This is a genomic window from Vibrio sp. Y10_XG_PY6 (assembly GCF_024181795.1).
Taxonomy (GTDB): domain Bacteria; phylum Pseudomonadota; class Gammaproteobacteria; order Enterobacterales; family Vibrionaceae; genus Vibrio; species Vibrio diabolicus.
Genome location: NZ_JAMZAQ010000009.1, coordinates 14085 through 40013, shown reverse-complemented (window position 1 = coordinate 40013; position 25929 = coordinate 14085). Strand labels below are relative to the sequence as shown.

25 protein-coding genes are annotated in these 25929 nt (G+C 45.5%); 19 read left to right on the top strand and 6 right to left on the bottom strand.

The window, feature by feature from the left end:
• Positions 1–58: 58 nt before the first annotated feature.
• On the bottom strand, positions 59–1195 hold the full coding sequence (argE, locus tag NL644_RS22560; protein WP_253652405.1) for an acetylornithine deacetylase: 1137 nt from the start codon (positions 1193–1195) through the stop codon (positions 59–61).
• A 144-nt stretch (positions 1196–1339) separates the two neighbouring features.
• Between argE and argC the strand changes: the two genes are divergently transcribed.
• The 4 genes from argC to argH all read left to right on the top strand — a co-directional run bounded on the left by argC (position 1340) and on the right by argH (position 6580).
• Positions 1340–2344: an N-acetyl-gamma-glutamyl-phosphate reductase gene (gene argC / locus NL644_RS22555; RefSeq protein ID WP_237312723.1), complete on the top strand. Its 1005-nt coding sequence runs from the start codon at positions 1340–1342 to the stop codon at positions 2342–2344.
• Between the two features lie 21 nt (positions 2345–2365).
• A complete protein-coding gene (gene argB, locus NL644_RS22550) occupies positions 2366–3157 on the top strand; it encodes an acetylglutamate kinase (protein ID WP_048626700.1) in 792 nt (263 codons plus the stop codon).
• 84 nt (positions 3158–3241) lie between these two features.
• Positions 3242–4456 (top strand): argininosuccinate synthase, encoded by a 1215-nt coding sequence (locus NL644_RS22545; protein ID WP_065645889.1) that lies wholly within the window; start codon positions 3242–3244, stop codon positions 4454–4456.
• Between the two features lie 249 nt (positions 4457–4705).
• A complete protein-coding gene (argH, locus tag NL644_RS22540) occupies positions 4706–6580 on the top strand; it encodes an argininosuccinate lyase (protein ID WP_253658814.1) in 1875 nt (624 codons plus the stop codon).
• Positions 6581–6786: 206 nt separating this feature from the next.
• Here the strand turns inward: argH and NL644_RS22535 are convergent, their stop codons facing one another.
• The 3 genes from NL644_RS22535 to NL644_RS22525 form a co-directional block, all read right to left on the bottom strand.
• Positions 6787–7056 carry a DUF3624 domain-containing protein gene (locus tag NL644_RS22535; protein WP_012841349.1) on the bottom strand — a complete coding sequence of 90 codons (270 nt, stop codon included), beginning with the start codon at positions 7054–7056 and terminating at the stop codon, positions 6787–6789.
• 390 nt (positions 7057–7446) lie between these two features.
• Positions 7447–8919 carry a dihydrolipoyl dehydrogenase gene (locus tag NL644_RS22530; protein ID WP_253658813.1) on the bottom strand — a complete coding sequence of 491 codons (1473 nt, stop codon included), beginning with the start codon at positions 8917–8919 and terminating at the stop codon, positions 7447–7449.
• Positions 8920–9111: 192 nt separating this feature from the next.
• Positions 9112–9840, bottom strand: a complete 729-nt coding sequence (locus NL644_RS22525) for a redoxin family protein (protein WP_005395721.1) — start codon at positions 9838–9840, stop codon at positions 9112–9114.
• Between the two features lie 170 nt (positions 9841–10010).
• On the opposite strand from NL644_RS22525, the gene oxyR reads away from it, so the two are divergent.
• The gene (gene oxyR, locus NL644_RS22520; protein WP_005395720.1) at positions 10011–10922 is read left to right on the top strand and encodes a DNA-binding transcriptional regulator OxyR; all 912 of its coding nucleotides are present in this window, start codon (positions 10011–10013) and stop codon (positions 10920–10922) included.
• Between the two features lie 51 nt (positions 10923–10973).
• On the opposite strand, the gene NL644_RS22515 is transcribed toward oxyR, so the two are convergent.
• On the bottom strand, positions 10974–13535 hold the full coding sequence (locus NL644_RS22515; RefSeq protein WP_048626702.1) for a penicillin-binding protein 1A: 2562 nt from the start codon (positions 13533–13535) through the stop codon (positions 10974–10976).
• Positions 13536–13678: 143 nt separating this feature from the next.
• On the opposite strand from NL644_RS22515, the gene pilM reads away from it, so the two are divergent.
• From pilM to rplI, 14 genes are all read left to right on the top strand, one after another.
• On the top strand, positions 13679–14695 hold the full coding sequence (pilM, locus tag NL644_RS22510) for a type IV pilus biogenesis protein PilM (RefSeq protein WP_005395718.1): 1017 nt from the start codon (positions 13679–13681) through the stop codon (positions 14693–14695).
• On the top strand, positions 14679–15254 hold the full coding sequence (locus NL644_RS22505) for a PilN domain-containing protein (protein WP_253658812.1): 576 nt from the start codon (positions 14679–14681) through the stop codon (positions 15252–15254). Before pilM ends, NL644_RS22505 begins: the two co-directional genes overlap by 17 nt.
• Entirely contained in the window at positions 15247–15840 is a 594-nt protein-coding gene (locus NL644_RS22500) for a type 4a pilus biogenesis protein PilO (RefSeq protein WP_012841351.1), read from the top strand. The genes NL644_RS22505 and NL644_RS22500 overlap by 8 nt, the downstream gene beginning before the upstream one ends.
• Complete coding sequence (locus NL644_RS22495; RefSeq protein WP_005395715.1) at positions 15830–16345, top strand: pilus assembly protein PilP; 516 nt, start codon at positions 15830–15832, stop codon at positions 16343–16345. Before NL644_RS22500 ends, NL644_RS22495 begins: the two co-directional genes overlap by 11 nt.
• 31 nt (positions 16346–16376) lie before the next feature.
• The gene (locus NL644_RS22490) at positions 16377–18119 is read left to right on the top strand and encodes a type IV pilus secretin PilQ (RefSeq protein ID WP_080955983.1); all 1743 of its coding nucleotides are present in this window, start codon (positions 16377–16379) and stop codon (positions 18117–18119) included.
• A gap of 187 nt (positions 18120–18306) precedes the next feature.
• Entirely contained in the window at positions 18307–18825 is a 519-nt protein-coding gene (gene aroK, locus NL644_RS22485; protein ID WP_005381319.1) for a shikimate kinase AroK, read from the top strand.
• Between the two features lie 32 nt (positions 18826–18857).
• Complete coding sequence (gene aroB, locus NL644_RS22480) at positions 18858–19958, top strand: 3-dehydroquinate synthase (RefSeq protein WP_253658811.1); 1101 nt, start codon at positions 18858–18860, stop codon at positions 19956–19958.
• Positions 19959–20010: 52 nt separating this feature from the next.
• Positions 20011–21525 (top strand): SPOR domain-containing protein, encoded by a 1515-nt coding sequence (locus tag NL644_RS22475; protein ID WP_006743221.1) that lies wholly within the window; start codon positions 20011–20013, stop codon positions 21523–21525.
• A 69-nt stretch (positions 21526–21594) separates the two neighbouring features.
• The gene (locus NL644_RS22470; RefSeq protein WP_005395710.1) at positions 21595–22434 is read left to right on the top strand and encodes a Dam family site-specific DNA-(adenine-N6)-methyltransferase; all 840 of its coding nucleotides are present in this window, start codon (positions 21595–21597) and stop codon (positions 22432–22434) included.
• A 92-nt stretch (positions 22435–22526) separates the two neighbouring features.
• Entirely contained in the window at positions 22527–23198 is a 672-nt protein-coding gene (gene rpe / locus NL644_RS22465; RefSeq protein ID WP_114324103.1) for a ribulose-phosphate 3-epimerase, read from the top strand.
• A gap of 242 nt (positions 23199–23440) precedes the next feature.
• Positions 23441–23830 (top strand): 30S ribosomal protein S6, encoded by a 390-nt coding sequence (gene rpsF, locus NL644_RS22460; RefSeq protein ID WP_005381299.1) that lies wholly within the window; start codon positions 23441–23443, stop codon positions 23828–23830.
• Positions 23831–23838: 8 nt separating this feature from the next.
• The gene (gene priB, locus NL644_RS22455) at positions 23839–24141 is read left to right on the top strand and encodes a primosomal replication protein N (protein WP_005381298.1); all 303 of its coding nucleotides are present in this window, start codon (positions 23839–23841) and stop codon (positions 24139–24141) included.
• A gap of 16 nt (positions 24142–24157) precedes the next feature.
• Entirely contained in the window at positions 24158–24385 is a 228-nt protein-coding gene (gene rpsR, locus NL644_RS22450) for a 30S ribosomal protein S18 (protein WP_000090472.1), read from the top strand.
• Between the two features lie 33 nt (positions 24386–24418).
• On the top strand, positions 24419–24871 hold the full coding sequence (gene rplI / locus NL644_RS22445) for a 50S ribosomal protein L9 (RefSeq protein WP_005381278.1): 453 nt from the start codon (positions 24419–24421) through the stop codon (positions 24869–24871).
• Between the two features lie 79 nt (positions 24872–24950).
• Here rplI and NL644_RS22440 read toward each other — a convergent pair whose 3' ends face one another.
• Positions 24951–25715 carry a DUF481 domain-containing protein gene (locus NL644_RS22440; RefSeq protein ID WP_006743223.1) on the bottom strand — a complete coding sequence of 255 codons (765 nt, stop codon included), beginning with the start codon at positions 25713–25715 and terminating at the stop codon, positions 24951–24953.
• Between the last annotated feature and the right edge of the window lie 214 nt (positions 25716–25929).

Sequence of the window (25929 nt, the reverse complement as noted above, 5' to 3'; positions counted from 1 at the left end):
TGAAGATAAAAAGATGCAGCTCAATCGAGCTGCACTGACTTTTGAGTTTATTCGCGTATTAACAGCAATACTTGACCATTGCCTTTGAAAGCACATCAATTGTGGGATCGATAAAATCAAATGAGAGAAACTCATCCGGTTGGTGCGCTTGGTCAATTGAACCCGGGCCAAGAACTAAGGTTGGACAGAGCTGTTGTAAGAAGGGCGCCTCAGTACAGTAGTTCACGGTTTCTGAACTGGTTTGGCAGATCTCTTCAACACCACCGATAAATGGGTGGTCATGTTGGCATTCGTAACCCGGAATTGGTTCATGTAACGGAATTATCTCCAAGCGTCCAGGCCACTTTGTTTCGACTTCTTTTAATGCTCCGCGCAGCATATTTTCTAGGCCATCCAGGCTGATCCCTGGTAGCGGGCGAACATCATAGTGCAGCTCACAGCAACCACAAATACGGTTAGCGCTGTCACCGCCGTGAATGTGTCCAAGGTTTAGGGTAGGGCTTGGAATGGCAAAACCCGGGTGGTGGTATTCTTTCACCAATTTATCGCGCAGTTGCATCATGGCAAACATCACTTCATGCATGATCTCAATCGCGTTAACGCCTAAGGCAGGATCGGATGAATGGCCTGACTTACCCGTGACCCGAATTGCATTCGCCACATGACCTTTGTGGCCGCGAATAGGAACGAGGCTGGTAGGCTCACCAATAATGCAGTAATCCGGCTTAAAAGGGGCGTTTACGGTGAAATGTCGTGCACCCAACATGGTGGTTTCTTCGTCACAAGTGGCTAACACGTATAGCGGCTTGGTTTGTTTGCTCCAGTCGACTTTTTTGACGGCTTCGTAAATAAAAGCAAAAAAGCCTTTCATGTCTGCCGTGCCTAAACCGTAAAAGCGATTGTCTTTTTCAGTCAGCTTATGTGGATCAAAATTCCATCGTCCTTGATCGAATGGCACGGTATCACTATGGCCCGCAAGTAAAAGGCCGCCTTCACCCTCACCCATACGTGCAATCATATTGTGCTTGCCTGGCTCGACCTCGATCACTTCAACGCTAAAACCCAGATCTTTAAACCAAGATGCGAGTTTTTCGATGACTTTTGCATTGCCCTGATCCCAGCTCGGATCCGTGGAGCTGATAGAAGAGGTGCTGATGAGTCCTTCATAGACCTCTAGAAAAGTTGGTAATTGCATGGATTCTTCAAATCTCCTGTTGACAGACAGACCACAAAAATGTAAAACACATATTAAATCATATTTAATGAATAAAAAATCAAAATAAAGCAAAAATTAAATATGAATAGTCATTTGAGCCTTTAAGTATATGGATGTCACACAATGCTAAAAACCACGATTATTGGAGCCAGCGGTTACACCGGCGCAGAGTTAGCGTTAATGGTTAATAAACACCCACAACTCACGCTATCAGGTTTATACGTTTCCGCCAACAGTGTTGATGCAGGAAAGAATATTGCGCAGCTGCACGGTAAGTTAGCAGGCATCATTGATATTCCGGTCTCGCCACTAACGGATCCACTGCAAATCGCTCAAGAATCGGATGTGGTGTTTTTAGCAACGGCTCATGAGGTGAGCCACGATCTAGCCCCAACTTTCTTGGAGGCAGGCTGTCAGGTATTCGATTTATCGGGGGCATTCCGCGTCCAAAGTGAAGGTTTTTACAACACCTTTTATGGCTTCGAGCATCAACATAATAACTGGCTAGATAAAGCTGCATACGGCTTAGCAGAGTGGAACCAGGAATCAATTAAAACTGCTCCCTTAGTTGCTGTAGCTGGTTGCTACCCGACTGCTTCGCAGTTAGCCATCAAACCTCTACTCGAAAATGCATTAGTGGATACCAATCAATGGCCTGTCATTAACGCGACCAGCGGTGTGTCCGGAGCTGGGCGTAAAGCTTCTATGGTGAACAGTTTCTGTGAAGTGAGCTTGCAACCTTATGGTGTATTTACTCATCGTCACCAACCAGAAATTGCTCAGCACTTAGGTTGCGATGTGATTTTTACTCCGCACCTAGGCAACTTTAAACGCGGCATTCTTGCCACGATCACCATGAAGCTAGCATCAGGCGTTACAGAGCAACAAGTCGCTCAAGCATTTGAACAAGCTTATCTAGGAAAGCCAGCCGTGCGTTTAAAAGGCGATGGTATTCCACGTATTCAGGATGTCGAAAATACCCCTTTCTGCGATATCGGCTGGAAGGTACAAGGCGAACACATCATTGTGATTTCAGCCATCGACAACCTACTCAAAGGTGCATCAAGTCAAGCGATGCAATGTCTCAATATTCATTATGGTTACCCAGAACTGACAGCGTTGCTGTAGTCGTTGAAAGAGGGAAATGCGATGACGCAAACCAATCAAGCTCCTTTAGTCATTAAGCTAGGCGGTGCTGCTCTATCTTGCACTCAAACCTTAAGCCAACTGTTTGGTGCCATTGCGGCTTACCAAAAATCGGCACAGCGACAAATTGCCATCGTTCATGGCGGTGGCTACCTAGTTGATGAGTTGATGGCAAAGCTTCAGCTTGAAACCGTAAAGAAAAACGGTTTACGCGTAACGCCTTACGATCAAATTCCGGTGATTGCAGGCGCGCTTGCAGGCACAGCGAATAAGCTACTTCAAGGTCAAGCCATCGCAGATGGACTCAATGCAGTAGGTCTTAGCCTTGCGGATGGTGGTTTGTGTCTTGTTGAAGAACTTGACCCAGAGTTGGGCGCGGTAGGTAAAGCATCACCGGGTGATTCAACGCTATTACAAGCGGTATTAAACACAGGCGCACTGCCGATCATCAGTTCAATTGGCTTAACCACAGATGGCCAGATGATGAATGTGAATGCTGACCAAGCCGCAGTCGCGGTTGCGGGCGCATTAGATGCGGAGTTGGTCCTGCTATCAGACGTGAGTGGTGTATTAGATGGTAAAGGCCATTTGATCAAAACCCTGTCGGAACAACAAGCGAACATGTTGATCGATGGACATGTGATCACAGACGGCATGATCGTCAAAGTTAAAGCTGCTTTGGAGGCGGCCAATGATCTTGGTCGCCCTATCGAAGTCGCGACCTGGCGTTACCCAGAAAAATTAGTACAGCTATTCGCTGGTGAAAGTATTGGAACGCAATTTTTGCCTCAATAAGCATCAGCAAAAGAATTCAATATTAGGAAGTAGTAGTTGGCACTGACCGCCGAGCGCAGCGCCAGTTAAGTTTGGAGAAGAAAGATGAGCAAAGTGAACGTAAATAAAGTGGTAGTCGCATACTCAGGCGGTCTAGATACCTCAGTAATTATCCCGTGGCTAAAAGAGAACTACGATTGTGAAGTCGTTGCTTTCGTTGCCGATGTTGGTCAAGGCGCAGAAGAGCTAGAAGGTATTGAAGAGAAAGCAAAAGCTTCAGGTGCTTCTGAGTGTTACATCGCTGATCTGAAAGAAGAGATGGTGGCGGATTACATTTACCCAACGCTAAAAACCGGCGCGTACTACGAAGGTAAGTACCTGCTGGGTACATCAATGGCGCGTCCAATTATTGCTAAAGCACAGGTTGAAGTCGCACGTAAAGTGGGCGCGGACGCATTGTGTCACGGCTGTACAGGTAAAGGTAATGACCAAGTTCGTTTCGAAGGTGCATTCGCAGCACTAGCACCAGATCTACAAGTGATTGCCCCTTGGCGTGAATGGGACCTAGTGAGCCGTGAAGAATGTTTGGATTACCTAGCTGAGCGTAACATTCCTTGTTCAGCGTCTCTTACTAAGATCTACTCACGTGATGCAAATGCATGGCATATTTCCACTGAAGGTGGCGTCCTAGAAGATACGTGGAACGCACCAAACGAAGATTGCTGGGTATGGACTGTAGACCCAGAGCAAGCACCAAACGAAGCGGAATACGTCACGCTGAAAGTAGAAAAAGGTGAGGTGGTCGAAGTTGATGGCGAAGCGATGACACCATACAACGCGTTGGTTTATCTAAACGAAAAAGGTGCGAAGCACGGTGTTGGTCGTATCGATATCGTTGAAAACCGTCTAGTAGGAATGAAATCTCGTGGCTGCTACGAAACACCGGGAGGCACCATCATGATGGAAGCGCTGCGTGCCGTTGAACAGCTCGTGCTAGACAAATCATCATTCGAATTCCGTGAAGAGCTGGGGCTAAAAGCGTCTCACCTTGTGTACGATGGTCGTTGGTTTACGCCGCTATGTAAGTCGATCCTTGCCGCTTCAGAAGAGCTAGCGCAAGACGTGAATGGTGAAGTGGTTGTTAAGCTCTACAAAGGCCAAGCCACGGTAACGCAAAAACGTTCTGACAACAGCTTGTACTCAGAAGAGTTCGCAACTTTTGGTGAAGATGAGGTTTACGACCAAAGCCATGCGGGTGGTTTCATCCGTCTTTACTCGCTATCAAGCCGTATCCGTGCGTTGAACAGCCAGAAGAAATAATCTCTCCACATCTCGGATTGAGTAAAGACCTGCTATTGGCAGGTCTTTTTTGTTGGCTTAAGTCTATGAGCACAAAGATGCAAATACATTCCTTTTGAATATATATGTAAAAATATTGAATTTATACTTTATTTTTTGTCGAAATTGCCGTAACGTTGACCCATAAGAAAAAGTGAGCAAATGACCATCAAATTGGTTACTACTCATTCGAGAACGTTAGAGTAAGCAATAGTCATCAGGAGAAACGCAATGGCATTATGGGGCGGAAGATTTACCCAAGCGGCAGACACTAGATTTAAAGAGTTTAACGATTCGTTGCGTTTTGACTACCGATTGGCTGAGCAAGACATCGTAGGTTCAATCGCATGGTCTAAAGCTCTGCTTTCTGTAGATGTTCTATCGGCAGAAGAACAGCAAAAGCTGGAACTTGCTTTAAACGAGCTGAAGTTAGAAGTGATGGAAGATCCTCACCAAATTCTTCGCTCAGATGCAGAAGATATCCACTCGTGGGTTGAACAGCAGCTGATTAGTAAAGTGGGAGATTTAGGTAAAAAACTCCACACTGGGCGTTCTCGTAATGACCAAGTAGCGACAGACCTAAAACTTTGGTGTCGTCAGCAAGGCCAGCAACTGTTGATTGCTTTAGATCGTCTGCAAGCACAAATGGTTCATGTTGCTAAGCAGCACCAAGGCACTGTATTGCCTGGCTATACTCATCTTCAGCGAGCTCAACCTGTCACCTTTGCTCACTGGTGTTTGGCTTATGTTGAAATGTTCGAGCGTGACTACTCTCGTCTGAATGATGCCTTACAGCGTCTCGACACTTGTCCACTTGGCTCGGGTGCTTTAGCTGGCACGGCTTATCCGATTGATCGTGAACAATTAGCTCATAACCTTGGTTTCCACCGCGCTACGCGTAATTCACTCGATTCGGTTTCGGATCGTGATCATGTGATGGAACTGATGTCGGTGGCCTCGATTTCTATGTTGCACCTTTCTCGTCTTGCAGAAGATATGATCTTCTACAACTCAGGGGAGTCTAACTTTATTGAGTTAGCGGATACGGTGACGTCTGGTTCGTCATTGATGCCACAGAAGAAAAATCCGGATGCACTTGAGTTGATCCGTGGTAAGACAGGGCGTGTCTATGGCGCATTATCGAGCATGATGATGACAGTGAAAGCCCTACCATTGGCGTACAACAAAGACATGCAAGAAGATAAAGAAGGGTTGTTTGATGCGTTAGATACATGGAATGATTGCATGGAAATGGCAGCGCTGTGTTTTGATGGCATTAAAGTGAATGGTGAGCGTACGCTTGAAGCTGCGAAGCAAGGGTATGCGAACGCGACTGAGTTAGCTGATTACTTAGTGGCGAAAGGCATCCCATTCCGTGAGGCGCACCATATTGTGGGCGTAGCGGTGGTAGGGGCAATTGATAAAGGCTGTGCGCTGGAAGAATTGTCTCTGCAAGAGCTAAAAACCTTCTCTGAGGTGATTGAAGATGATGTGTATGACATTCTGACAATAGAGTCTTGTTTGGAAAAACGTTGTGCGCTGGGTGGCGTTTCGCCTCACCAAGTCGCTTATGCGGTAGAGCAAGCGGATAAACGTCTGAGCCAGCGTGACAGCTCGGCAGTGAAAGTGCGTCCTGCACGTTTGACGGACATTGAAACACTAGAGGGCATGGTGGCTTATTGGGCGAATCTCGGTGAGAATCTACCCCGCTCTCGTAATGAGCTCGTGAGAGATATTGGCTCCTTCGCGGTGGCTGAGCATCATGGTGAAGTGACAGGTTGCGCTTCTCTATATGTGTATGACTCAGGGTTGGCTGAAATACGCTCTCTTGGTATCGAAGCAGGCTGGCAAGGTCAAGGACAGGGCAGTGCAATCGTAAATCACTTGGTTGAGAAAGCACGTCAAATGGCGATAAAGAAGGTCTTTGTCCTCACTCGAACGCCAGAGTTCTTTATGAAGCAGAGCTTCTTACCAACATCGAAGTCGCTGTTGCCAGAAAAAGTCTTGAAAGATTGCGATCAGTGTCCACGTCAGCACGCGTGTGATGAAGTGGCGCTAGAGATCAATTTAATGGAGCAAGTGATCCAAAAATCGTATGTGGCATGAGCTGAAATTTCGGAGTGATTTTATTAGCATTCAATGACATAGTTATTCTCTGATTCACTTACATCAGTATTTGCTAAAAAAATCGAAAAAATTTGGAACCTTTGAGAGGAAGCTCGGTCTATTAAAGTACCACTGCTTTTTCTTAGAAGAATCTAAGAGAGCCCCAGAACTGATATTGGTTTTGGGGCTTTTTTCTATCTGCCACTTTACTCTTTTTTATCCGTCTCTTTTCGTCCTCGCCGACGTTGCCACGGCAAGATGACAAAACGCATCCATAAATGCAAAAACAATAAAATATTGAAAGCGAAACCAGCAAAGATCAAAGCGATCGACTCGATGCTTTGTGGATCATCTTTGAACGCAAACCACCACACAATCCAGCACAGTACCGAAAGCACCGTTAACTGATCCAAGCATCGTTGGCAACGCCCAAGCTTTTTCCAAAACCAATGTTCCTCGCAACGGCGACAAGTCATAGTGTTTTCCAAGGCATCAGTGTTGCTTCAGATTATATACCCAACACAAAGAGAGAAAGCGTTTTTTGTCGCAGCTTAGAGCGCAGGAACACAACCAAAAATGGAAAGTTAGCTTTGTAGAGCTTATGTGGCACGTGATTGATGTATGGTGCGCTGTCAGTCTTTAATAGGAAAAATAATCATGTCGACAGAATTGAAATTTGCGCTGAGTATCGCTGGTGGCTTTTTTACGATCGGTGTAGTCGCGATCATCATGGTAAGTCGTTACGCAATGATGGCAGTGTAGTACTTATGTAATCGCCTCAAAGTAGTCAACAGAAAGCCTCGTTAATCACGAGGCTTTCTGTTTTGTTTGGTATGTAAAGACTGGCTCGATTGAGCATGAAAGCGTTAGCAACCAGGCCCACAGTCAAGGCAATGTTTCACCATTTCTGGCCCTAAGTGTAGTTTTGCATTCAAATCACGTAGAGCGGTGCGGACACCCTCTTCGATCACTGGATGATAGAAGGGCATATCTAGCATCTCAGAAACCGTCATTCTATTTTGGTGTGCCCAAGCCAAAAGATGCGCGAGGTGTTCTGCGTTAGGCCCCATCATCTCTGCACCTAAAAAGCGTCCAGTACCTTGCTCGCCATAGACATGTAACATCCCTTTGTTTCGTAGCATGACACGCGAACGTCCTTGATTCTCAAACGAGACTTCACCAGTAACAAAACAACCACAGCTTCCTAAGCGAGTTTCCAGTTGTTTGAAAGTTTCACCGACCATAGCTATTTGCGGATCGGAGAATACAGCTGAAATTGGCGAACGACGCAGACCTGCACGAATATCCGGGAAACGACCAGCATTATCACCAGCAATGCGACCTTGGTCAGCGGCTTCGTGCAGCAGTGGAACTTGGTTACTTGCATCACCCGCAATAAAAATACTCTCTACGGAGGTTTGCAATGTGTAGTGATCTGCGGTTGGTACACCGCGTTCATCTAATGCTACATTGGTGTTCTCGATCGCTAGCTTATCTACGTTAGGACGTCGTCCAGTGGCTGCTAAAACGTAATCAACAATAAAGGTTTCTAATTCACCGTCGTGGTTAATGAATTGGATTTCAACTTTGTCTGCGCCTGCTGTATTCGATGATGGTATGCGCTTCATGCTTTCTACTTTTACATCGGCATCAAGATAGAACTCTTCTTTAAAAGTTTTATCTGCGTAAGCCATCACCTCTGGATCTGTCAGTGGACCAACTTGACCACCAAGACCAAAGAGCTTCACTTTCACCCCTAGGCGGTGCAATGCTTGACCGAGTTCAAGTCCGATCACTCCGGGGCCAAATACCGCAACGGACTCAGGCAAATCATCCCAATCAAAGACATCATCATTAATTACGAGACGGTCACCCAACTCATTCCAAGCTGCTGGATAGGCAGGACGAGAGCCCGTCGCGATCACAATCCGTTTTGCGGCGACCTGAGTATGGTCATCTATGATAAGTGTATGATCATCGGCAAACTTCGCGTAACCTGACAACTTGTCTTCTGCGGGAATATCCTCGACGCTTTCAAGCACAAAGCCAACAAAACGATCACGTTCGCGTTTTACACGATCCATGACTTCTTGTCCGTTAATGCGTATTTCACCTTGCGGATGGATCCCAAATCCAGGCGCTTTTTCGATTTGGTGGACACTTTCTGCGGCCGCAATCAACAGCTTAGAAGGCATGCAACCGACGCGAGCACAGGTTGTTCCGTAAGGGCCGCCTTCAATCATTACTACGCTATTAGTATGAGCTTTTGCTGCTCGATAAGCGCCAAGACCAGCAGTACCACCACCAATAATCGCTACGTCGACATTAACTTGTTTCATCGTGAACTCTCGCTTTTTGTTTTTAAGCCAAGCTAGCTACATTGAGCTTGGAGAGTGAATTGGGTCGTTGAATCTGTATAAGGAGTCACCTTATCGGTAGACGACTACTTATCTAGACTAGTAGAAGAAGTGAGTTAGGGTTGGCCTCCGAGCCAAAGGCACCGGAGACCGAGGGTGTAGGCTATGGACAGCTTAGCCTAGATACGCTTCTAGCTCTTCGCTACCGCCGATGTGCTTGCCACCGATAAAGACTTGTGGAACAGTCGTGCGACCAGATATAGCTCGTAGACTAACTGTCGTTGCGTCTTTACCCAGAATCACTTCTTCATATTGAAGACCGTGGTCAATCAGGTTTTGTTTCGCTTTCATACAGAAAGGGCAGCCTGGCTTAGTGAATACCGTGATGGACTCTTGCGTTTTGTAGTCTGGCGCAATGTAGTTCAGCATGGTGTCTGCGTCTGACACTTTGAATGGGTCGCCAGGTTCGTTTGGCTCAATGAACATTTTTTCCACTACGCCGTCTTTTACTAGCATGCTGTAACGCCATGAACGTTTGCCAAAGCCGATGTCGTTTTTATCCACTAACATGCCCATGCCATCGGTGAACTCACCATTACCGTCAGGAATAAAGGTGATGTTTTCTGCTTCTTGGTCTTGTTTCCATGCATTCATCACGAACGTATCATTGACTGAGACACAAATAATCTCATCCACTCCGTGCTCTTTAAATACAGGGAACAATTCGTTGTAACGAGGTAGATGGCTTGATGAACAGGTTGGAGTAAATGCACCCGGTAAGCTAAATACGATAACGGTCTTACCTTTAAATAGCTCATCAGTCGTTACATTCATCCAAGAGTCACCTTGACGAACTGGAAAAGTAACTTGAGGGACTTGTTGACCTTCTTTAGATACAAACATAATGATTTCCTTTAACTATTTTAAATTATGCGTATAGAGCTTAGCGTTTTTCTTTGCTCTGTTTCGTTCTGTTGAGCCCATTATTGTAAAAATCCTTTGATAGCTCTAATCGTTTGGTGTTATGGTTTTGATAGGTATTAGCTATTGTTAAAAGAAGCGAATTGTGAGTTATGAATATTCGAGATTTTGAGTACTTAGTTGCACTTGCGGAACATAAGCACTTTCGCAAAGCGGCAGAAGCATGTTTTGTTAGCCAACCAACATTGAGTGGACAAATTCGTAAGCTAGAGGATGAACTCGGTACCACGCTTTTAGAGCGAAGCAGCCGTCGCGTTTTGTTTACCGATTCAGGGTTGCAGTTGGTGGAGCAAGCTAAGCGTATCTTAAGTGAAGTGAAAACTTTTAAAGATATGGCGAGTGGTCAGAGCGGAGCAATGACTGGGCCTATGCATATCGGTTTCATCCCGACGGTAGGTCCGTATCTACTACCCAAAATTCTGCCGCAGATAAAAGAAGCATTTCCTGAACTGGAGCTGTTCCTGCACGAAGCTCAAACACATCAGTTGGTGCGTCAATTAGAAGAAGGTAAATTGGACTGCTTGGTCTTGGCTTCGGTTGATGAAACGGCACCTTTTAAAGAAATCGAAGTGTATAACGAGCCGTTAAGCGTTGCGGTGCCATGTGATCATGAGTGGGCCTCTCTCGACCATGTTGATATGTTGGAGCTGAATGGTAAAACCGTTTTAGCGCTAGGAGACGGTCACTGTCTGCGTGATCAAGCGTTAGGTTTCTGTTTTGCTGCCGGAGCGAAAGACGACGAACGCTTTAAGGCAACCAGTTTGGAGACACTACGCAATATGGTCGCTGCTGGTGCAGGGATTACGTTATTGCCTCAGCTTTCTATCCCTAATGAGAAGCAAAAAGATGGCGTGTGCTATGTACCAGCCGTTAACCCTACGCCTTCGCGCAATATAGTGCTTGTATATCGCCCAGGCTCACCACTGCGTGCAAGGTTTGAAGCTTTGGCGGCGAAGATTAAAGAAGTATTGGCTTCTTACCCTTCATTGAACGCCGCGGCGTAAAAGCCGACATAAAAAAGGGAGAGCGAATGCTCTCCCTTTTGCTTTAGTGATTTAGAACAGCTCTTCTGCGCCAGAGCCGGAAGAATAAATACTGTCTTCCAAACGGTCTCCAGCGTATTCGGTAGGCTCAGTGCCTTTTTCAAAGTATTCGAACATCGATGTGCTGTCTACTTTGTGCGTTAGCATGCCAGTGTTGCGATCAATACGAACACGAATGATGTTATCTGGAATATTTTTACCTTGCTCAGGTGTTTCTTCTAGTGCAACGCGCATAAAGTCAATCCAAGCGGGTTCTGCGGTTTTCGCACCCGATTCAGCACCAGAAATTTGGCCTTTGCCTAGGTTGCTATTAACCGTTGTGCGACCAAGTGCGCGTGAGTGATCATCAAAACCAACCCAAGCAATGGCAACAACACCAGGACCATAGCCGTTGTACCAAGCATCTTTGGAGTCATTCGTTGTACCCGTTTTACCACCGATATCACGACGCCCCAGTTTTTGTGCACGCCAGCCAGTACCGTTCCACCCCGTACCTTCACGCCAGTTACCACCACCCCAAATGTTGCTGTACATCATCTCACGCATCAAGAATGCATTTTGCTCAGAGATAACCTGTGGAGCATATTGAGGTTCATCATTTTCCAGTGCGTTGTCTGTTGCCAAACCATCAATCGCGACGTCTTGTTCGCCAAACTCATCGGCATAGCGATTGTCTGGCTCATCGCTCATTTGTGGGCAATCCTTATGACAAACGCTCTTTGGATTCGCTTTAAACAGCACTTCACCGAATGCATCTTCCACGCGTTCTACGTAGAACGGTTCGACGTAATAACCTCCGTTCGCAAATACAGAGTAGCCTTGTGCCACTTTCATTGGTGTTAAGCTACCAGCACCGAGCGCGATGGTCTCTGAACGTGGTACTTGGTTAATATCAAAACCAAAACGAGTAAGGTACTGACGAGTCTCATCAAGGCCTACTTCACGCAGCGTACGCACTGCCATCACGTTCTTTGACTGAGCTAAGCCGAGGCGAAGGCGAGTTGGACCGCCATAGGTTGGTGGTGAGTTTTTAGGTCGCCAAGCCGAACCAGAACCTGCGTCCCATTTGTTAATTGGCGCATCGTTGATCAGAGTGGCTAAGGTAAGTCCCTTGTCAATTGCGGCTGAGTAGATAAATGGTTTGATACTTGAGCCAACCTGACGCACTGACATAGTGGCACGGTTAAACTTACTATGAACAAAGTTAAAGCCACCCACTAACGACAATATCGCACCATTTTCCGGGTTCATCGCGACAAACGCGGTGTTCGCTGTTGGCACTTGGCTCAGTTTCCAGCTTTGTGTCGTGTTGTCATCTTCATTGGCTTCGCTCACTTCGCGAACCCAAACTTGTTGACCTGTCGCTAGCACATCATGCGCTGATTTTGGTGTTGAGCCTTGGCGGTTTTCGGTGATGTATTTACGTGCCCAATGCATTCCAGTCCAAGGAATGGTCTGCTCTTCATGGTTTTTAACCCAAACTTGTGCAGTCTTATCATCGACTTTTGTCACGACGGCAGGATAAAGGTCACCATAAGTTGGTTGCTTCTTAAGATGCTTTTCTATTTGCTCGCTGTTCCAAGCGGTTTCACCTTCTTTCCAAAGCACTTTTTCCGCACCGCGGTAGCCGTGACGTTCATCGTATGACAGCAGATTATTTACCACGGATGTATTCGCGGCATCTTGCAGTTTAGAGTCCACCGTCATGTAGATATTCAAGCCAGAGGTATAGGCTTCTTCTTCACCGTACTCTTTCACGGCCCATGCACGAGCTAGTTCCGCCACATAAGGAGCGGAAAGTTCAATTTCAGCACTGTGGTAACGTGCCACGATAGGTTCGTTGCGTGCTTCGTCATACTGTTCTTGCGTGATGTATTTTTCATCAAGCATTCGCATTAACACGACGTTACGGCGTTTTGTCGCACGCTCAAGAGAGTAAATTGGGTTCATCGTTGATGGCGCTTTTGGCATCCCTGCGAGTGTCGCAAGCTCGCTTAACGTCAATTCATCAAGGCTCTTACCAAAGTAAACTTGAGCGGCCGCACCAAAACCATATGAGCGGTAACCAAGGAAGATTTTATTGACATAAAGTTCCATGATTTCTTGCTTACTCAGAAGCTGCTCAATGTGGATAGCAATGAAAATCTCTTTAATCTTACGCATGATCTTCTTCTCATTAGATAAGAAGAAGTTACGCGCTAGCTGTTGCGTAATGGTGCTTGCGCCCTGCTTAGCTGAACCTGAAATCGCAACTACAACGGCTGCACGAGTGATGCCGATAGGATCTATACCTGGGTGTTCGTAAAAACGGCTATCTTCGGTTGCGATTAGCGCATGAATTAAGTCTTGAGGAATTTCATCATAAGTAACAGGAATACGACGCTTTTCACCGAACTGTGCGATCAGCTTCCCGTCTTGACTAAACACCTGCATAGGTGTTTGTAATTCAACGTCTTTTAGAGTTGCAACATCTGGCAATTCAGGCTTCACGTACTGATAGAAGCCAAATATTGTGGTGACTCCAAGAATTATGCAAATCAATGTTAAAAATAATAAACGCTTTATGAACTTCACCGGAGAATCCCTGATTGGTTGAGGCTGTGTAACGGCAAACCCTTGTACTCTTAGGTCAAAAATTTAGCACATAGAGATATTAACTCTTATTTGGGTGCTAATAACAACCTTTGCACGAAGAAATTTCGGAGCGAGAGTAAGAGATGGATAAGCTAATCGTTACCGGCATCGATATAGGCCATAACAGCCTCAAAGCCGTAGTACTTAAACCCACAGGCAACAATTACGCTCTGTTGGGTTACAAAGAAATATTACTAAAGGAAGGTATTGTCGCTGAAAATAACACTATAAATCATCAAGAAATTGTAAAGACCCTAAAGCTGATTAAAAAAGAACTGCCTTTTGGTGCTAAAAAGGTCGCAATTTCAGTGCCTGATAATTCGGTGATCAGTAAAAAACTGCAAATAGAACAAAACCTTGAAGATAGCGAAGTTGAGTTTGCTGTGATTCAGGCATTTTCTCATCAATCGCCATTCCCTGTCGAAGAGCTGAGTTTAGACTTCGTCCGTCTTCGTGCCGAAGATGGGTTGCGTGGGACTGATAACTATCAAGTGTTTGCGACAAGAAAAGATGTGGTCGATAGTCGCGTGGATGCATTACAAAAATCCGGACTAAAACCCGTTTTAGTGGACGTGCATTCACAAAGTCTTGGTCATATCTGGAAGCTCACCGCCGATCGCTTTCCTGACAAAAATAAGTACTGCTTACTCGATATTGGCACCTCATCGAGCTCCTTTACCATGTTTACCGAACAAGGTGAGCTGTTTCACAAAGAGTTTGCTTGCGGCACTCGAGGAGCAAACAGCCCTGTTCAAGATGATTTGATGTCCGATGATGCTCAGGAGAAAACAGAGCTGTTTAATCGCCAAATCGTGGAACGGGTGAAACGTCAGATGCAGCTCTACACCTCAATTAATGGCTCGCAAAATATCAAAGGTATCTGGTTATCAGGGGAAGGAGCTTCGACACCAATGCTCGCGGAAGAGTTATCTCAGCAACTGTCACTAGAGTGTGAATTGCTAAACCCGCTAGGGCTATTTGAAATGAAGGTGTCCAAACGTAAACGTCGTGCCGCGGATTGGCAGCATTTCTCTACAGCCGCAGGACTCGCGATTCGTGGCATTCATTGGCTAGGAGGTGCGCGTGCTTTATCGCATTAATTTACTTCCTTGGAGAGAGAGCCAAAGAGAAGAGCACCGACGTCGTTTCATTAGCTTGGTCGCGTTAGGCATGTTGGTTGCCATTGGTATTCAATGGGGTATTGGAAAGTTTTTTGAGTACCAACAAGATCAGCAGCAGGAGCGGCTTGATTACCTTACTCACTACATTGCTGAGCTCGACCAGCGTATTGAAGCAATGAAAATCGCCGAGCAAGAGCACAGCAAAATCCTCGAACGTTTAAAAGTGGTTGAAGGGTTACAAAACGGTAGAAACAAAACGACCGAGTTTATGAACTTGATGCCAGCCGTCATTCCTGAAGGTGTATATGTCGACAAGATCAAAATGAATGATCTGGAAATTGAGATCTCAGGGATCTCTGATAGCACACCAAAACTTGCCACGATGCTGGACAACATGGAGCGTTCGGCCAAGTTGAATGATGTAGAAATGCACTCCATCGTTCACGGAAAAGCGCGTTTTGGAAAAGAGTTCCAAACGTTCAAAGTGTCTTTCATGTTCAAAGTGCCGGAGAAGAAAGTGGAGGCCCAGCATGGTTGATTGGCAGGATCTCGAAATAGATGAAATGGCAGAGTGGCCATTGTTGCCTCAGCTTGTGGTTATCGCGCTGCTGATTTTCCTAATTCAAGGTTTTGGCTATTGGTTTTACCTTAAGCCAAAAGAAGAGCAATTGAATAACTTGGTCCAGCAGGAGCAGACGCTCAAGGTGGCATTGAAGATCAAAGCGAACAAAGTAGCAGCATTGCCTCAGCTTCAATCTCAATTGGATGAACTCACCACGCGTTACGAATTATTGCTACAACAACTGCCCGCGCAAAAAGAGTTGGCTACGATGCTCGCTTCGGTGAATGAACTCGGTATCGACAATAAGTTGACCTTTACCCGTATCGACTGGGGTGAAAAGCAATCAGAGCATTTCCTCTATCGTCTTCCTTTAAACATTGAGTTAACGGGGGATTTTCATGACATCGGACATTTTTCTCAGGCGATAGCAACGCTACCTCGAATCATCACGTTTAAAGATGTGACTTGGCAGCGTGTCAGCCAAGAAAGTGAAACTCTGCACTTTAGGGTACGAGCCAATACCTATCAGTTTAAGCCAGAGGAGACGAACAATGACAAGTAAGCATTTGTTACTGGTACTGATGGGGTCTCTGCTACTTGGATGTCAGGCGAATGATGAGTCATTAACGGATTTTATTCGAGGGGTGGAGAGTCAGGCGCGTCGAGATGTCGAGAAACTTAAGCCTGCAGATAAGTATGTTGCCGTCACGTACGCACCTGAAGTACAGCGTGCGCCCTTTGAGTTACCAAAAGAAGCCACGATCGCCACTCAGCCCGTTGCAAGAAAAGATTGCTGGCAACCGCCTTCAAGAAGGCGCACTGGCAAATTAGAAAAATTCCCATTAAGCCAATTACGTTTGAAAGGAGTTATGGGCATGGGTAATACGGTTTCTGGTCTCGTTCAAGCACCCAACGGCACCGTTTATAAAGTGAAGCCGGGGCAATACCTCGGACGCAACAATGGCAAAGTGACCCACGTCAGCCATTCCTATTTGTTAATTAATGAAACGTTGCCCGACGGCTTAGGGTGTTGGCAGAAGCGTAAAGTTAAGTTGGCTTTGAGATAGCCCCATTTATTTTTGATATTGAGTAATGAAAATGAGACAAGGATTAACACGTACAACAAGGATACTAACTGGGCTCTTCTCCTTATGGTTGTTTGTATTTTTAGCCCCTTTAGTGGCAGCAGAAGAAGTATCGTCTAATGCCTTAAAGAGTATCGACTTTCGCACTAATAAAGATAAAGACGCCGTTATAGTCGTTGAACTGGCGTCACCTGCCGCGATTGTCGATGTCAAACGCGTACAGGAAGGGTTAAGTATCGATTTGCTTAATACTTCGGTAAAAGACGAGCAACTGTATCTCCTAGACGTAAAAGATTTCTCGACTGTGGTTGAAAGCGTAGAGGTGTTTCGCGATACCTCAACTACGCGCTTGGTTGCGCACATTAATGAAGAATATACGCATGATTACCGTTTAACGGGGCGATTCTTGGAAATCAAAGTGGCTAAGATCAAACCCAATGAGAAAGCCCCGGATAAAAGCATTCTAGAAAAAGAAGGCAAGCTCATTTCGATTAACTTCCAAGATATTCCTGTACGTAACGTGTTACAGCTGATTGCTGACTACAACCAGTTCAACTTGGTTGTCTCAGACTCTGTAGAAGGTAACCTCACACTTCGTCTTGATGGTGTTCCGTGGCAGCAAGTGTTGGATATTATTTTGCAAGTTAAGGGGTTAGATAAGCGTGTTGATGGCAACGTGATTCTGGTTGCTCCAACAGATGAGCTTGATCTGCGCGAAAAACAGCAACTCGAAAAGCAGCAGCTAGAACAAACGATGGGAGAGCTTTCGTCTGAAATCATCAAGGTAAACTTCGCTAAAGCATCAGATATTGCAGAGATGATCAACGGAGAAGGGAACATCAGTATGTTGTCTGAGCGAGGCAGTATGACCATTGATGAGCGGACTAACTCGTTATTGATTCGTGAGCTACCTGAAAACATTGAAGTGATTCGAGAAATTATTGAATCTTTGGATATCCCGGTGAAGCAGGTTCAAATTGAAGCGCGTATTGTGACCATCAATGAAGGCAACATGGACGAGTTGGGAATTCGCTGGGGCTTTACCTCTATTAATGGCAATAACACGGTTGGTGGTTCTATCGAAAACAACCTTGCCACGATCGGTTTATATAACGGTGGTGGTGAAGGAGAAGACGGTGGTGACGGTGATGGAGTAGGTATCGATGACTTCCTAAACGTAAACTTAGCTGCAACCAGTCCAAACGCGACTAGCATTGCTTTTCAGGTTGCAAAATTAGGCTCAGACACCTTGTTAGACCTCGAGCTTTCTGCGCTGCAACAAGAGTCCAAAGCTGAGATTATCTCAAGCCCACGTTTGATCACTACTAATAAGAAGCCTGCCTATATTGAGCAAGGTACCGAGATACCTTATCTAGAGTCCTCATCAAGTGGTGCTACGACGGTAACGTTCAAAAAAGCAGTATTGAGTTTGAAGGTTACGCCACAAATTACACCGGATAACCGTCTTGTGTTGGACTTAAGCGTTACGCAAGATAGACCTGGACAAGTCGTGAAAACAGGCACTGGTGAAGCCGTTGCGATTGATACTCAGCGTATCGGGACGCAAGTGTTAGTAAATAACGGTGAAACCGTCGTTCTTGGTGGTATTTTCCAGCACAGCATTACTAACTCGGTGGACAAAGTGCCTTTGTTAGGCGATCTGCCACTATTAGGTGCGCTTTTCCGTCGAAGTTATGAAAATGTTGGCAAAAGTGAGCTGTTAATTTTCGTCACCCCTAAGGTGGTGATTCAGTAGTTCTACCTCGTGAAAAACTGATTAAATCAAAAATAAAGTTGCAATAGTGGCACCATGCTTGGATAATTTCGGGTCTTATCACGAATTATCTGTGAGGAACTGGTGCCACAAGCCTTGTAGAACAGCGATTTAGCTGTGTTTTCTTGTGGCGATCTTATTGAATCAATGTTGTAAATTACTGCTAAACATGGCTGAGAAACGTAATATTTTCCTTGTTGGCCCAATGGGCGCCGGCAAAAGTACAATTGGTAGACATCTAGCACAGCAACTGCATATGGAGTTTGTTGACTCCGATACAGTGATCGAAGAACGCACTGGTGCAGACATCTCTTGGGTTTTTGATGTAGAAGGTGAAGAAGGCTTCCGCAAGCGTGAAGAAGCGGTACTTGAAGACCTAACACAAGAGCAAGGCATCGTGCTTGCGACTGGCGGTGGCTCTGTTAAGAGCAAAGAAAACCGTAATCGTCTTTCGGCACGTGGTGTTGTTGTTTACTTAGAAACGACGATTGAAAAGCAACTTGCGCGCACAAACCGTGACAAGAAGCGTCCTCTACTTCAAACGGACAACCCTCGCGAAGTATTGGAGCAATTAGCTGAAGAACGTAATCCTCTGTATGAAGAAGTAGCGGATTACACTGTTCGCACTGACGATCAGAGTGCAAAAGTGGTAGCCAACCAGATCGTAAAAATGCTAGAAGAGAGATAAGTTTTTATCTTTTTTTTAATTGGAGCAAACCGATGGAACGGATTACGGTCAACCTAGCTGAGCGTAGCTACCCAATCTCTATTGGCGCCGGGTTATTTGAGGACCCGGCGTACCTCTCTCAAGTTCTCTCAAACAAAAATGCAAAACAAAAAGTTGTTGTGATCAGTAATGTCACAGTGGCGCCTTTGTATGCAGACAAAATTTTAAAGCAACTCGAGCAGCTCGGTTGTAGTGCATCCTTGTTAGAATTGCCTGACGGCGAACAGTACAAAAACTTGGATGTGTTTAACCAAGTGATGAACTTCCTCCTCGAGGGGAATTACGCTCGTGATGTTGTGATCATCGCGTTAGGTGGTGGCGTTATTGGCGACCTTGTGGGTTTTGCTTCTGCCTGTTACCAGCGTGGGGTCGACTTTATTCAAATACCAACGACATTACTATCTCAAGTGGACTCTTCGGTGGGTGGAAAAACCGCGGTTAACCATCCGTTGGGTAAGAACATGATAGGTGCGTTTTACCAACCTAAAGCCGTGATCATCGATACCAACTGTTTATCGACGTTGCCTGGGCGTGAATTCGCAGCAGGTATCGCAGAAGTCATTAAGTACGGCATCATTTACGATGTAGACTTTTTTGTATGGTTGGAAGAAAACCTTGAACGCTTGTACGCGTTGGATGAAGAAGCGCTAACTTATGCCATTGCACGTTGCTGTGAAATAAAAGCGGAAGTGGTGGCTCAGGATGAGAAAGAATCGGGCATCCGCGCTCTGCTCAACTTAGGTCACACCTTTGGTCATGCGATTGAAGCTGAGCTTGGCTACGGCAATTGGCTGCATGGTGAAGCGGTTTCTGCTGGCACGGTTATGGCGGCCAAAACTTCGCATCTGCGCGGTCTTATCTCAGCAGAGCAATTTGAGCGTATTGTTGCGATTTTGCGTCGTGCCAAACTGCCTGTTCATACTCCAGAAAGTATGAGCTTCGATGACTTCCTCAAACATATGATGCGAGATAAAAAAGTCCTCTCTGGTCAATTAAGATTAGTTCTACCTACAGGCATTGGTAGTGCCGAGGTCATTGCTGATACGACACAAGACGTACTCAAACAGGCGATAGACTTCGGTCGCGATATTTAACCTTGTAATGGCGCCTTTGGGCGTCATTCTTGTAGTGTATTAAGGTTATTAGATGAGTGTTGCTCACGTTCTGGAATTAGATTCTCAAATCGAGTTGCTTGATAGGTTAGGATTGCTGACTAATTTTGGTTCCAATTTCATTGCGATTAATGGTCATGATGGTTATGGAAAATCTTGGTTAGCGCAGCGATACCTTGAAGTGGGTGCCAGTAACAAGAATCAATGTTTGTTACTTTGTCATTCTAATCAAGATGATGTGCAGCGCCGCATCCTTATTTTGAGTCAACTGGTTTCGGACGCATTGTTTAATCAGCAAGAGCCTTTACTTGATAGCCTCGAAAGACTATTGGGTGATGAGCCTTGTGATATCGCGATTGTGGTTGATGATGCGCATTTATTAAGTGAGACGCTCGTTTCTGAGCTTTGGATGCTGGTTTTAGAGGCGCATCATAAGCCGAATTGGACCATCAATGTCTTATTATTTACGCAGTCTGGGCGCTTAGAAGGATTGCTGTCACGTCTCAGTTACGGACAAGAGATAAAGCCTGTTGAGCTTGATATTGATATGTTGTCCGAAGTGGAAGCCCGTCGTTTCTTTGAATCACTTGTTGCGCGCTATGTTGATGATGAGGCGGAGAAGCGGGTTCGAGATGCATTTAAAAAAGTTGACCCAGTACCGGGTGACATCATGGCGTTAGGAGAGATGAAAGTGGAAAAAAGGATCATTATCCGCTCGATTGTCGGTTCACCGCTGAATATTGCGTTAGTGGTATTAGCATTACTGTTGCTTGCTGCTGGTGGCTATTGGTGGATGTATAATCAACCAAGCCCTGATGATAAAGCGCAGCAAATTGCTGGTAGTTTAGAGCAAACGGCTATTCCAACTTTTGAAGAGTCAGGAATCAGTGCTGCGCAGTCTTCACTACAATCTGTGACTGATGACACTAGCAGTGGCCTTGATGGCTCTGGCGCGATTGATGATTCTGATTCATTACCGCCAGCAGTAACGGAAGAAGTGGCGAGCGTTGGCAGTGATGACAATCAACAGAGAGTGGTGATTGAGTCGAATGTGGTCGATGCATTGCTTGAAGGTAAAGCTGATTCAGCAGACACAAAAGCGATTGATGATGTCGTGGGCGTTGAGAAGCAAGACGCCACTGATGAAACCAGCTCACCCTTAATAAAAGTCGTAAAACCAAATCAAGGTATGACGCAAACTTCTGCTCAGCCAGAAGAAGACGGTGCGAAGCAGTCTGTGGTTAAGTTTTCATTTGCTCGCGAAGAATTAAAAGCACTATCACCAAGAGCCTATACACTGCAGCTTGCTGCTATGACGTCAATGGACGATGTACAAGCCTTCCTCGATGAGCATCAGCTGAATAATCAAGTACGAATTTATCCTACCGTTCGCAATGACACCGAGTGGTATATCATCACATACCAAGATTATCCGACAATTCAAATGGCTCGCGATGCCGTTGCAAGCTTGCCTGATTCGGTTAAGTCGGTGAGTCCTTGGGCAAAATCACTCCGTCAGGTTCATCGCGAAATTGATCGAGTGAAATAAACCTGAGCTTCGCTGAAAAATATGTTACATTCCGCAGCCTTAATTTTTGGTCGATAGATAGAGCAGTAGATGAAAAAGCAACGAGCCTTTCTTAAATGGGCAGGAGGAAAATACGGACTGGTTGAAGACATCCAACGTCATTTACCGCCGGCTCGAAAGCTAGTTGAACCTTTTGTTGGCGCGGGCTCAGTGTTTCTGAATACCGACTATGACCATTACCTACTGGCAGATATCAACCCAGATCTGATCAATCTGTACAACCTACTAAAAGAGCGCCCGGAAGAGTACATCTCTGAAGCGAAGCGTTGGTTTGTTGCCGAGAATAACCGTAAAGAAGCCTACTTACACATTCGCGCTGAGTTTAATAAAACCGATGACGTGATGTACCGCTCTTTGGCGTTTTTGTACATGAACCGCTTTGGTTTTAATGGTTTATGCCGTTACAACAAAAAAGGCGGTTTTAACGTTCCGTTCGGTTCATATAAAAAGCCTTACTTCCCAGAGGCGGAATTGGAGTTTTTTGCCGAAAAAGCCAAGAAAGCCACGTTCGTTTGTGAAGGTTATCCAGAAACTTTTCGCCGAGCACGTAAGGGGAGTGTGGTGTATTGCGATCCTCCTTATGCACCGCTTTCAAACACGGCAAATTTCACCTCATACGCAGGTAATGGTTTCACGTTGGATGACCAGGCTGCATTAGCCGACATTGCTGAAAGAACGGCGACTGAGCGTGGTATTCCGGTTTTGATTTCTAACCACGACACTACGCTGACGCGTCGGTTGTATCACGGTGCGGATCTCAATGTAGTAAAAGTGAAGCGCACCATTAGCCGCAATGGCAGTGGTCGTAATAAAGTCGATGAGCTGCTTGCGCTTTTTCATGCCCCTGAGATGGATCAACCAAGCTCTTAGTTCTCACACTATTAAATCTAAATAGTGGATCTCCCCACTAGCTTCGGTAGAATTGCGCGCAGATTGTTTGCTCATTACTACTGAGGTCAGGTATGAAAGATTTTCTTATTGCTCCATCCATTTTATCGGCAGATTTTGCTCGTCTCGGTGAAGATGTCGAGAAAGTACTCGCAGCGGGTGCGGATGTGGTGCATTTCGACGTTATGGATAACCACTATGTACCAAACCTGACTTTTGGTGCGCCTATATGTAAAGCACTACGCGATTACGGCATCACAGCGCCAATCGATGTTCACCTAATGGTGAAACCGGTTGACCGTATTATTCCTGATTTCGCAAAAGCGGGTGCGTCGATGATTACATTCCATGTGGAAGCTTCTGATCATGTAGACCGTACACTGCAGTTAATTAAAGAGCACGGCTGTCAGGCTGGTGTGGTACTAAACCCAGCAACGCCACTTGCGAGCCTTGAGTTCATCATGGACAAAGTCGACATGATTCTACTGATGTCGGTTAATCCTGGCTTTGGTGGTCAATCATTCATTCCTCACACACTAGATAAACTGCGTGCAGTTCGTAAGATGATCGATGAGTCTGGTCGCGATATCCGTTTAGAAATTGATGGCGGTGTGAAGGTTGACAACATTCGTGAAATCGCAGAAGCGGGCGCAGACATGTTTGTTGCAGGCTCGGCGATTTTCGGTCAGCCAGATTACAAACAAGTGATCGACCAAATGCGCACGGAACTGGCTGAAGTGAAATAAGTCCTGATATACGCGCGATAATGCCCTGATTTTAAAGGCTGTCACTTTATTGGCAGCCTTTGTTATTTCTAGCGTTGGATGAAATAAAATATCCCCTGCGTTGAGCAAATAATCACTTGCCTATTTTGCGCCCTTTCTGTACTATTCGTGCTCCTTAAACTCAGTCAATTATCTTTAGTTCCTTGCTTCCTCTGGACGACTGAGCCATTTGTGGAAGCTGAATAATCCGTAAGGAGCAACCAATGCGTCATTACGAAATCGTATTCATGGTGCACCCAGATCAAAGCGAGCAAGTTGCTGGCATGATCGAGCGTTACACTGGTTCAATCACTGAAGCTGGCGGTAAAATCCACCGTCTAGAAGACTGGGGCCGTCGTCAACTGGCTTACCCAATCAACAAGCTTCACAAAGCTCACTACGTTCTTATGAACGTTGAAGCTGACCAAGCTGTAATTGATGAGCTAGAAACTGCTTTCCGTTTCAACGATGCAGTTCTACGTAACATGATCATGCGTACTAAAGCAGCGATCACTGAGCAATCTATCATGCTTAAGCAAAAAGAAGAGCGTGCTCCACGTCGTGAAGAGCGTTCTGAAGCTAAGCCTGAAGCTAAGTCAGAAGCTGCTGAGTAAGTTTTCTTATGGCCAATCGAATGGAGCTGAGCGGCACCATTGCCAAACCGCCCATTCGTAGTAAAAGCCCTGGTGGCATTGAACACTGTCGGTTTTGGCTGGAGCATCGCTCTACTATTATCGAAGCTGACTTACCTCGACAAGTTTATTGTCGTATGCCGGTAGTCGTCAGCGGGCTTGGGTCACAAGCACTAACTCAGAATTTAGTTCAAGGCAGTAACATTAAGGTAAGTGGTTTTGTCACTTATCAAACCGGCCGAAATGGCGTGGGAAAATTAGTGTTACACGCCGACAACATTACTCAAATTTAAGATCAGGAGATAGCCCATGGCTCGTTTCTTCCGTCGTCGTAAATTCTGCCGTTTCACTGCAGAAGGCGTACAAGAGATTGATTACAAAGACGTAGCAACTCTTAAAAACTACATCACTGAAGCTGGTAAAATCGTACCTAGCCGTATCACTGGTACAAGCGCTAAGTACCAGCGTCAACTAGCACGTGCTATCAAGCGTTCACGCTACCTAGCTCTACTACCGTACACTGACAAGCATCAGTAATCGGTTCATTTTATTAAGAAAGAGGATTAAGCAATGCAAGTTATTCTACTTGATAAAATTGGTAACCTAGGTGGTCTTGGCGATACTGCAAACGTTAAATCTGGCTACGCTCGTAACTTCCTTATCCCACAAGGTAAAGCAGTTATGGCAACTAAAGCTAACGTTGAAATGTTTGAAGCTCGTCGTGCTGAACTAGAAGCTAAAGTTGCTGAGCAACTAGCTGCTGCAGAAGCTCGCGCAGAGAAAGTTAACGCTCTAGAAGCTGTAGTAATCGCTTCTAAAGCTGGTGACGAAGGCAAACTATTCGGTTCTATCGGTACTCGTGACATCGCTGACGCTATCACAGCTGCAGGCGTTGAAGTTGCTAAGAGCGAAGTTCGCCTTCCTGAAGGTGCTCTACGTACAACTGGTGAGTTCGAGATCAGCGTTCAACTTCACTCTGAAGTTTTCGCAACTGTGAACCTACAAGTTGTTGCTGCTGAGTAATTCAGTATCAAGACGAAATACTAAAAAGCACCTCTTCGGAGGTGCTTTTTTTATTTCTAAAACTGGGAGACAAAACGGGTTAAAAAGCGAAGAGTAAATTAACGGAAAATACGCTATCCGCTTTGCTTAAGCCTTCAGGCACTTTATCGTGATACTGACGAGAGTGTGCCAGTTTCAGTGCAATATCTTCAGTAATATCATTGGTCACGCTGAGTTCACTATCGGCCCGAGTGTTACTTTTACCTGTTACCAACGTAATATCAGCCGCGAAACTCAAATTATCTAGTGCGTGCCAAGTCGTATTGATATTCCCTCGAAAAATGCCTTCTCGAACGATATCGGGAAAGACAATGTCGTCATCATCTATCTCATCTAAATTTGGTTCTTGATAACGAAAACCAGGACCAACTTCTACCTCTAAAATGAAGTTTTCAGTGTAGGAAAACTGGTAACCCAAACCACCTGATAAGGTGTAGTCTTTAAAATAGGCACTGTAACGAGAATCCACCCCTTTAAAGCTGCCATACAAATACGTTTTAGGACCTAACTTGTAGTCACTCTGTAGGGCGTAGGTGGATGAGCGTTTGTCTTCTTCACCGTCTTTGTACAAGTTGTAGTACTTCCATTCACCATTAGAACGGTGTCGACCTGACGTATATTCAGCACTCAAACGAGCATTCAGGGAACGAGAGTCCGTGTTACCTGTGTGAGCTTGATAGCCGAACTCCACCTCGGTTTTTAATGGGTCGGGCACATCAATATTTTGCTCTGGCTGTACTGATTCGTCAGCATACGATGCACTAGCGCATAGTAAGCTAAAGCTAAGTAACCAGTATCGGGACACATCAACCTCGAACGTAATTAAAAAGGAGGGGCATGATACTGATACAGATATTTTGTTGGGTCAATGGTAGGTTAATTTTTATTAGAGCTGGGCGGAAGAACCAGGCTATTACTTGTGCGGTTCGCATGTTGATTTCTTAACAAGTAATTGTCTCTTCGGGGAAGCATCTCAGTTAGGTTAAGGTTATAATCGTGGGTCAATAGTAGTTATCGAG

Coding starts and splice junctions, on each gene's coding strand:
- NL644_RS22470 (WP_005395710.1), top strand. CDS start 21,595: ATGAAAAAGCAACGAGCCTTTCTTAAATGGGCAGGAGGAAAATACGGA.
- NL644_RS22530 (WP_253658813.1), bottom strand. CDS start 8,919: ATGAAACAAGTTAATGTCGACGTAGCGATTATTGGTGGTGGTACTGCT.
- NL644_RS22525 (WP_005395721.1), bottom strand. CDS start 9,840: ATGTTTGTATCTAAAGAAGGTCAACAAGTCCCTCAAGTTACTTTTCCA.
- NL644_RS22500 (WP_012841351.1), top strand. CDS start 15,247: ATGGTTGATTGGCAGGATCTCGAAATAGATGAAATGGCAGAGTGGCCA.
- rpsF (WP_005381299.1), top strand. CDS start 23,441: ATGCGTCATTACGAAATCGTATTCATGGTGCACCCAGATCAAAGCGAG.
- argB (WP_048626700.1), top strand. CDS start 2,366: ATGACGCAAACCAATCAAGCTCCTTTAGTCATTAAGCTAGGCGGTGCT.
- NL644_RS22475 (WP_006743221.1), top strand. CDS start 20,011: ATGAGTGTTGCTCACGTTCTGGAATTAGATTCTCAAATCGAGTTGCTT.
- NL644_RS22490 (WP_080955983.1), top strand. CDS start 16,377: ATGAGACAAGGATTAACACGTACAACAAGGATACTAACTGGGCTCTTC.
- aroB (WP_253658811.1), top strand. CDS start 18,858: ATGGAACGGATTACGGTCAACCTAGCTGAGCGTAGCTACCCAATCTCT.
- pilM (WP_005395718.1), top strand. CDS start 13,679: ATGGATAAGCTAATCGTTACCGGCATCGATATAGGCCATAACAGCCTC.
- argE (WP_253652405.1), bottom strand. CDS start 1,195: ATGCAATTACCAACTTTTCTAGAGGTCTATGAAGGACTCATCAGCACC.
- NL644_RS22495 (WP_005395715.1), top strand. CDS start 15,830: ATGACAAGTAAGCATTTGTTACTGGTACTGATGGGGTCTCTGCTACTT.
- NL644_RS22535 (WP_012841349.1), bottom strand. CDS start 7,056: ATGACTTGTCGCCGTTGCGAGGAACATTGGTTTTGGAAAAAGCTTGGG.
- rpsR (WP_000090472.1), top strand. CDS start 24,158: ATGGCTCGTTTCTTCCGTCGTCGTAAATTCTGCCGTTTCACTGCAGAA.
- rpe (WP_114324103.1), top strand. CDS start 22,527: ATGAAAGATTTTCTTATTGCTCCATCCATTTTATCGGCAGATTTTGCT.
- argC (WP_237312723.1), top strand. CDS start 1,340: ATGCTAAAAACCACGATTATTGGAGCCAGCGGTTACACCGGCGCAGAG.
- NL644_RS22545 (WP_065645889.1), top strand. CDS start 3,242: ATGAGCAAAGTGAACGTAAATAAAGTGGTAGTCGCATACTCAGGCGGT.
- argH (WP_253658814.1), top strand. CDS start 4,706: ATGGCATTATGGGGCGGAAGATTTACCCAAGCGGCAGACACTAGATTT.
- rplI (WP_005381278.1), top strand. CDS start 24,419: ATGCAAGTTATTCTACTTGATAAAATTGGTAACCTAGGTGGTCTTGGC.
- oxyR (WP_005395720.1), top strand. CDS start 10,011: ATGAATATTCGAGATTTTGAGTACTTAGTTGCACTTGCGGAACATAAG.
- aroK (WP_005381319.1), top strand. CDS start 18,307: ATGGCTGAGAAACGTAATATTTTCCTTGTTGGCCCAATGGGCGCCGGC.
- priB (WP_005381298.1), top strand. CDS start 23,839: ATGGCCAATCGAATGGAGCTGAGCGGCACCATTGCCAAACCGCCCATT.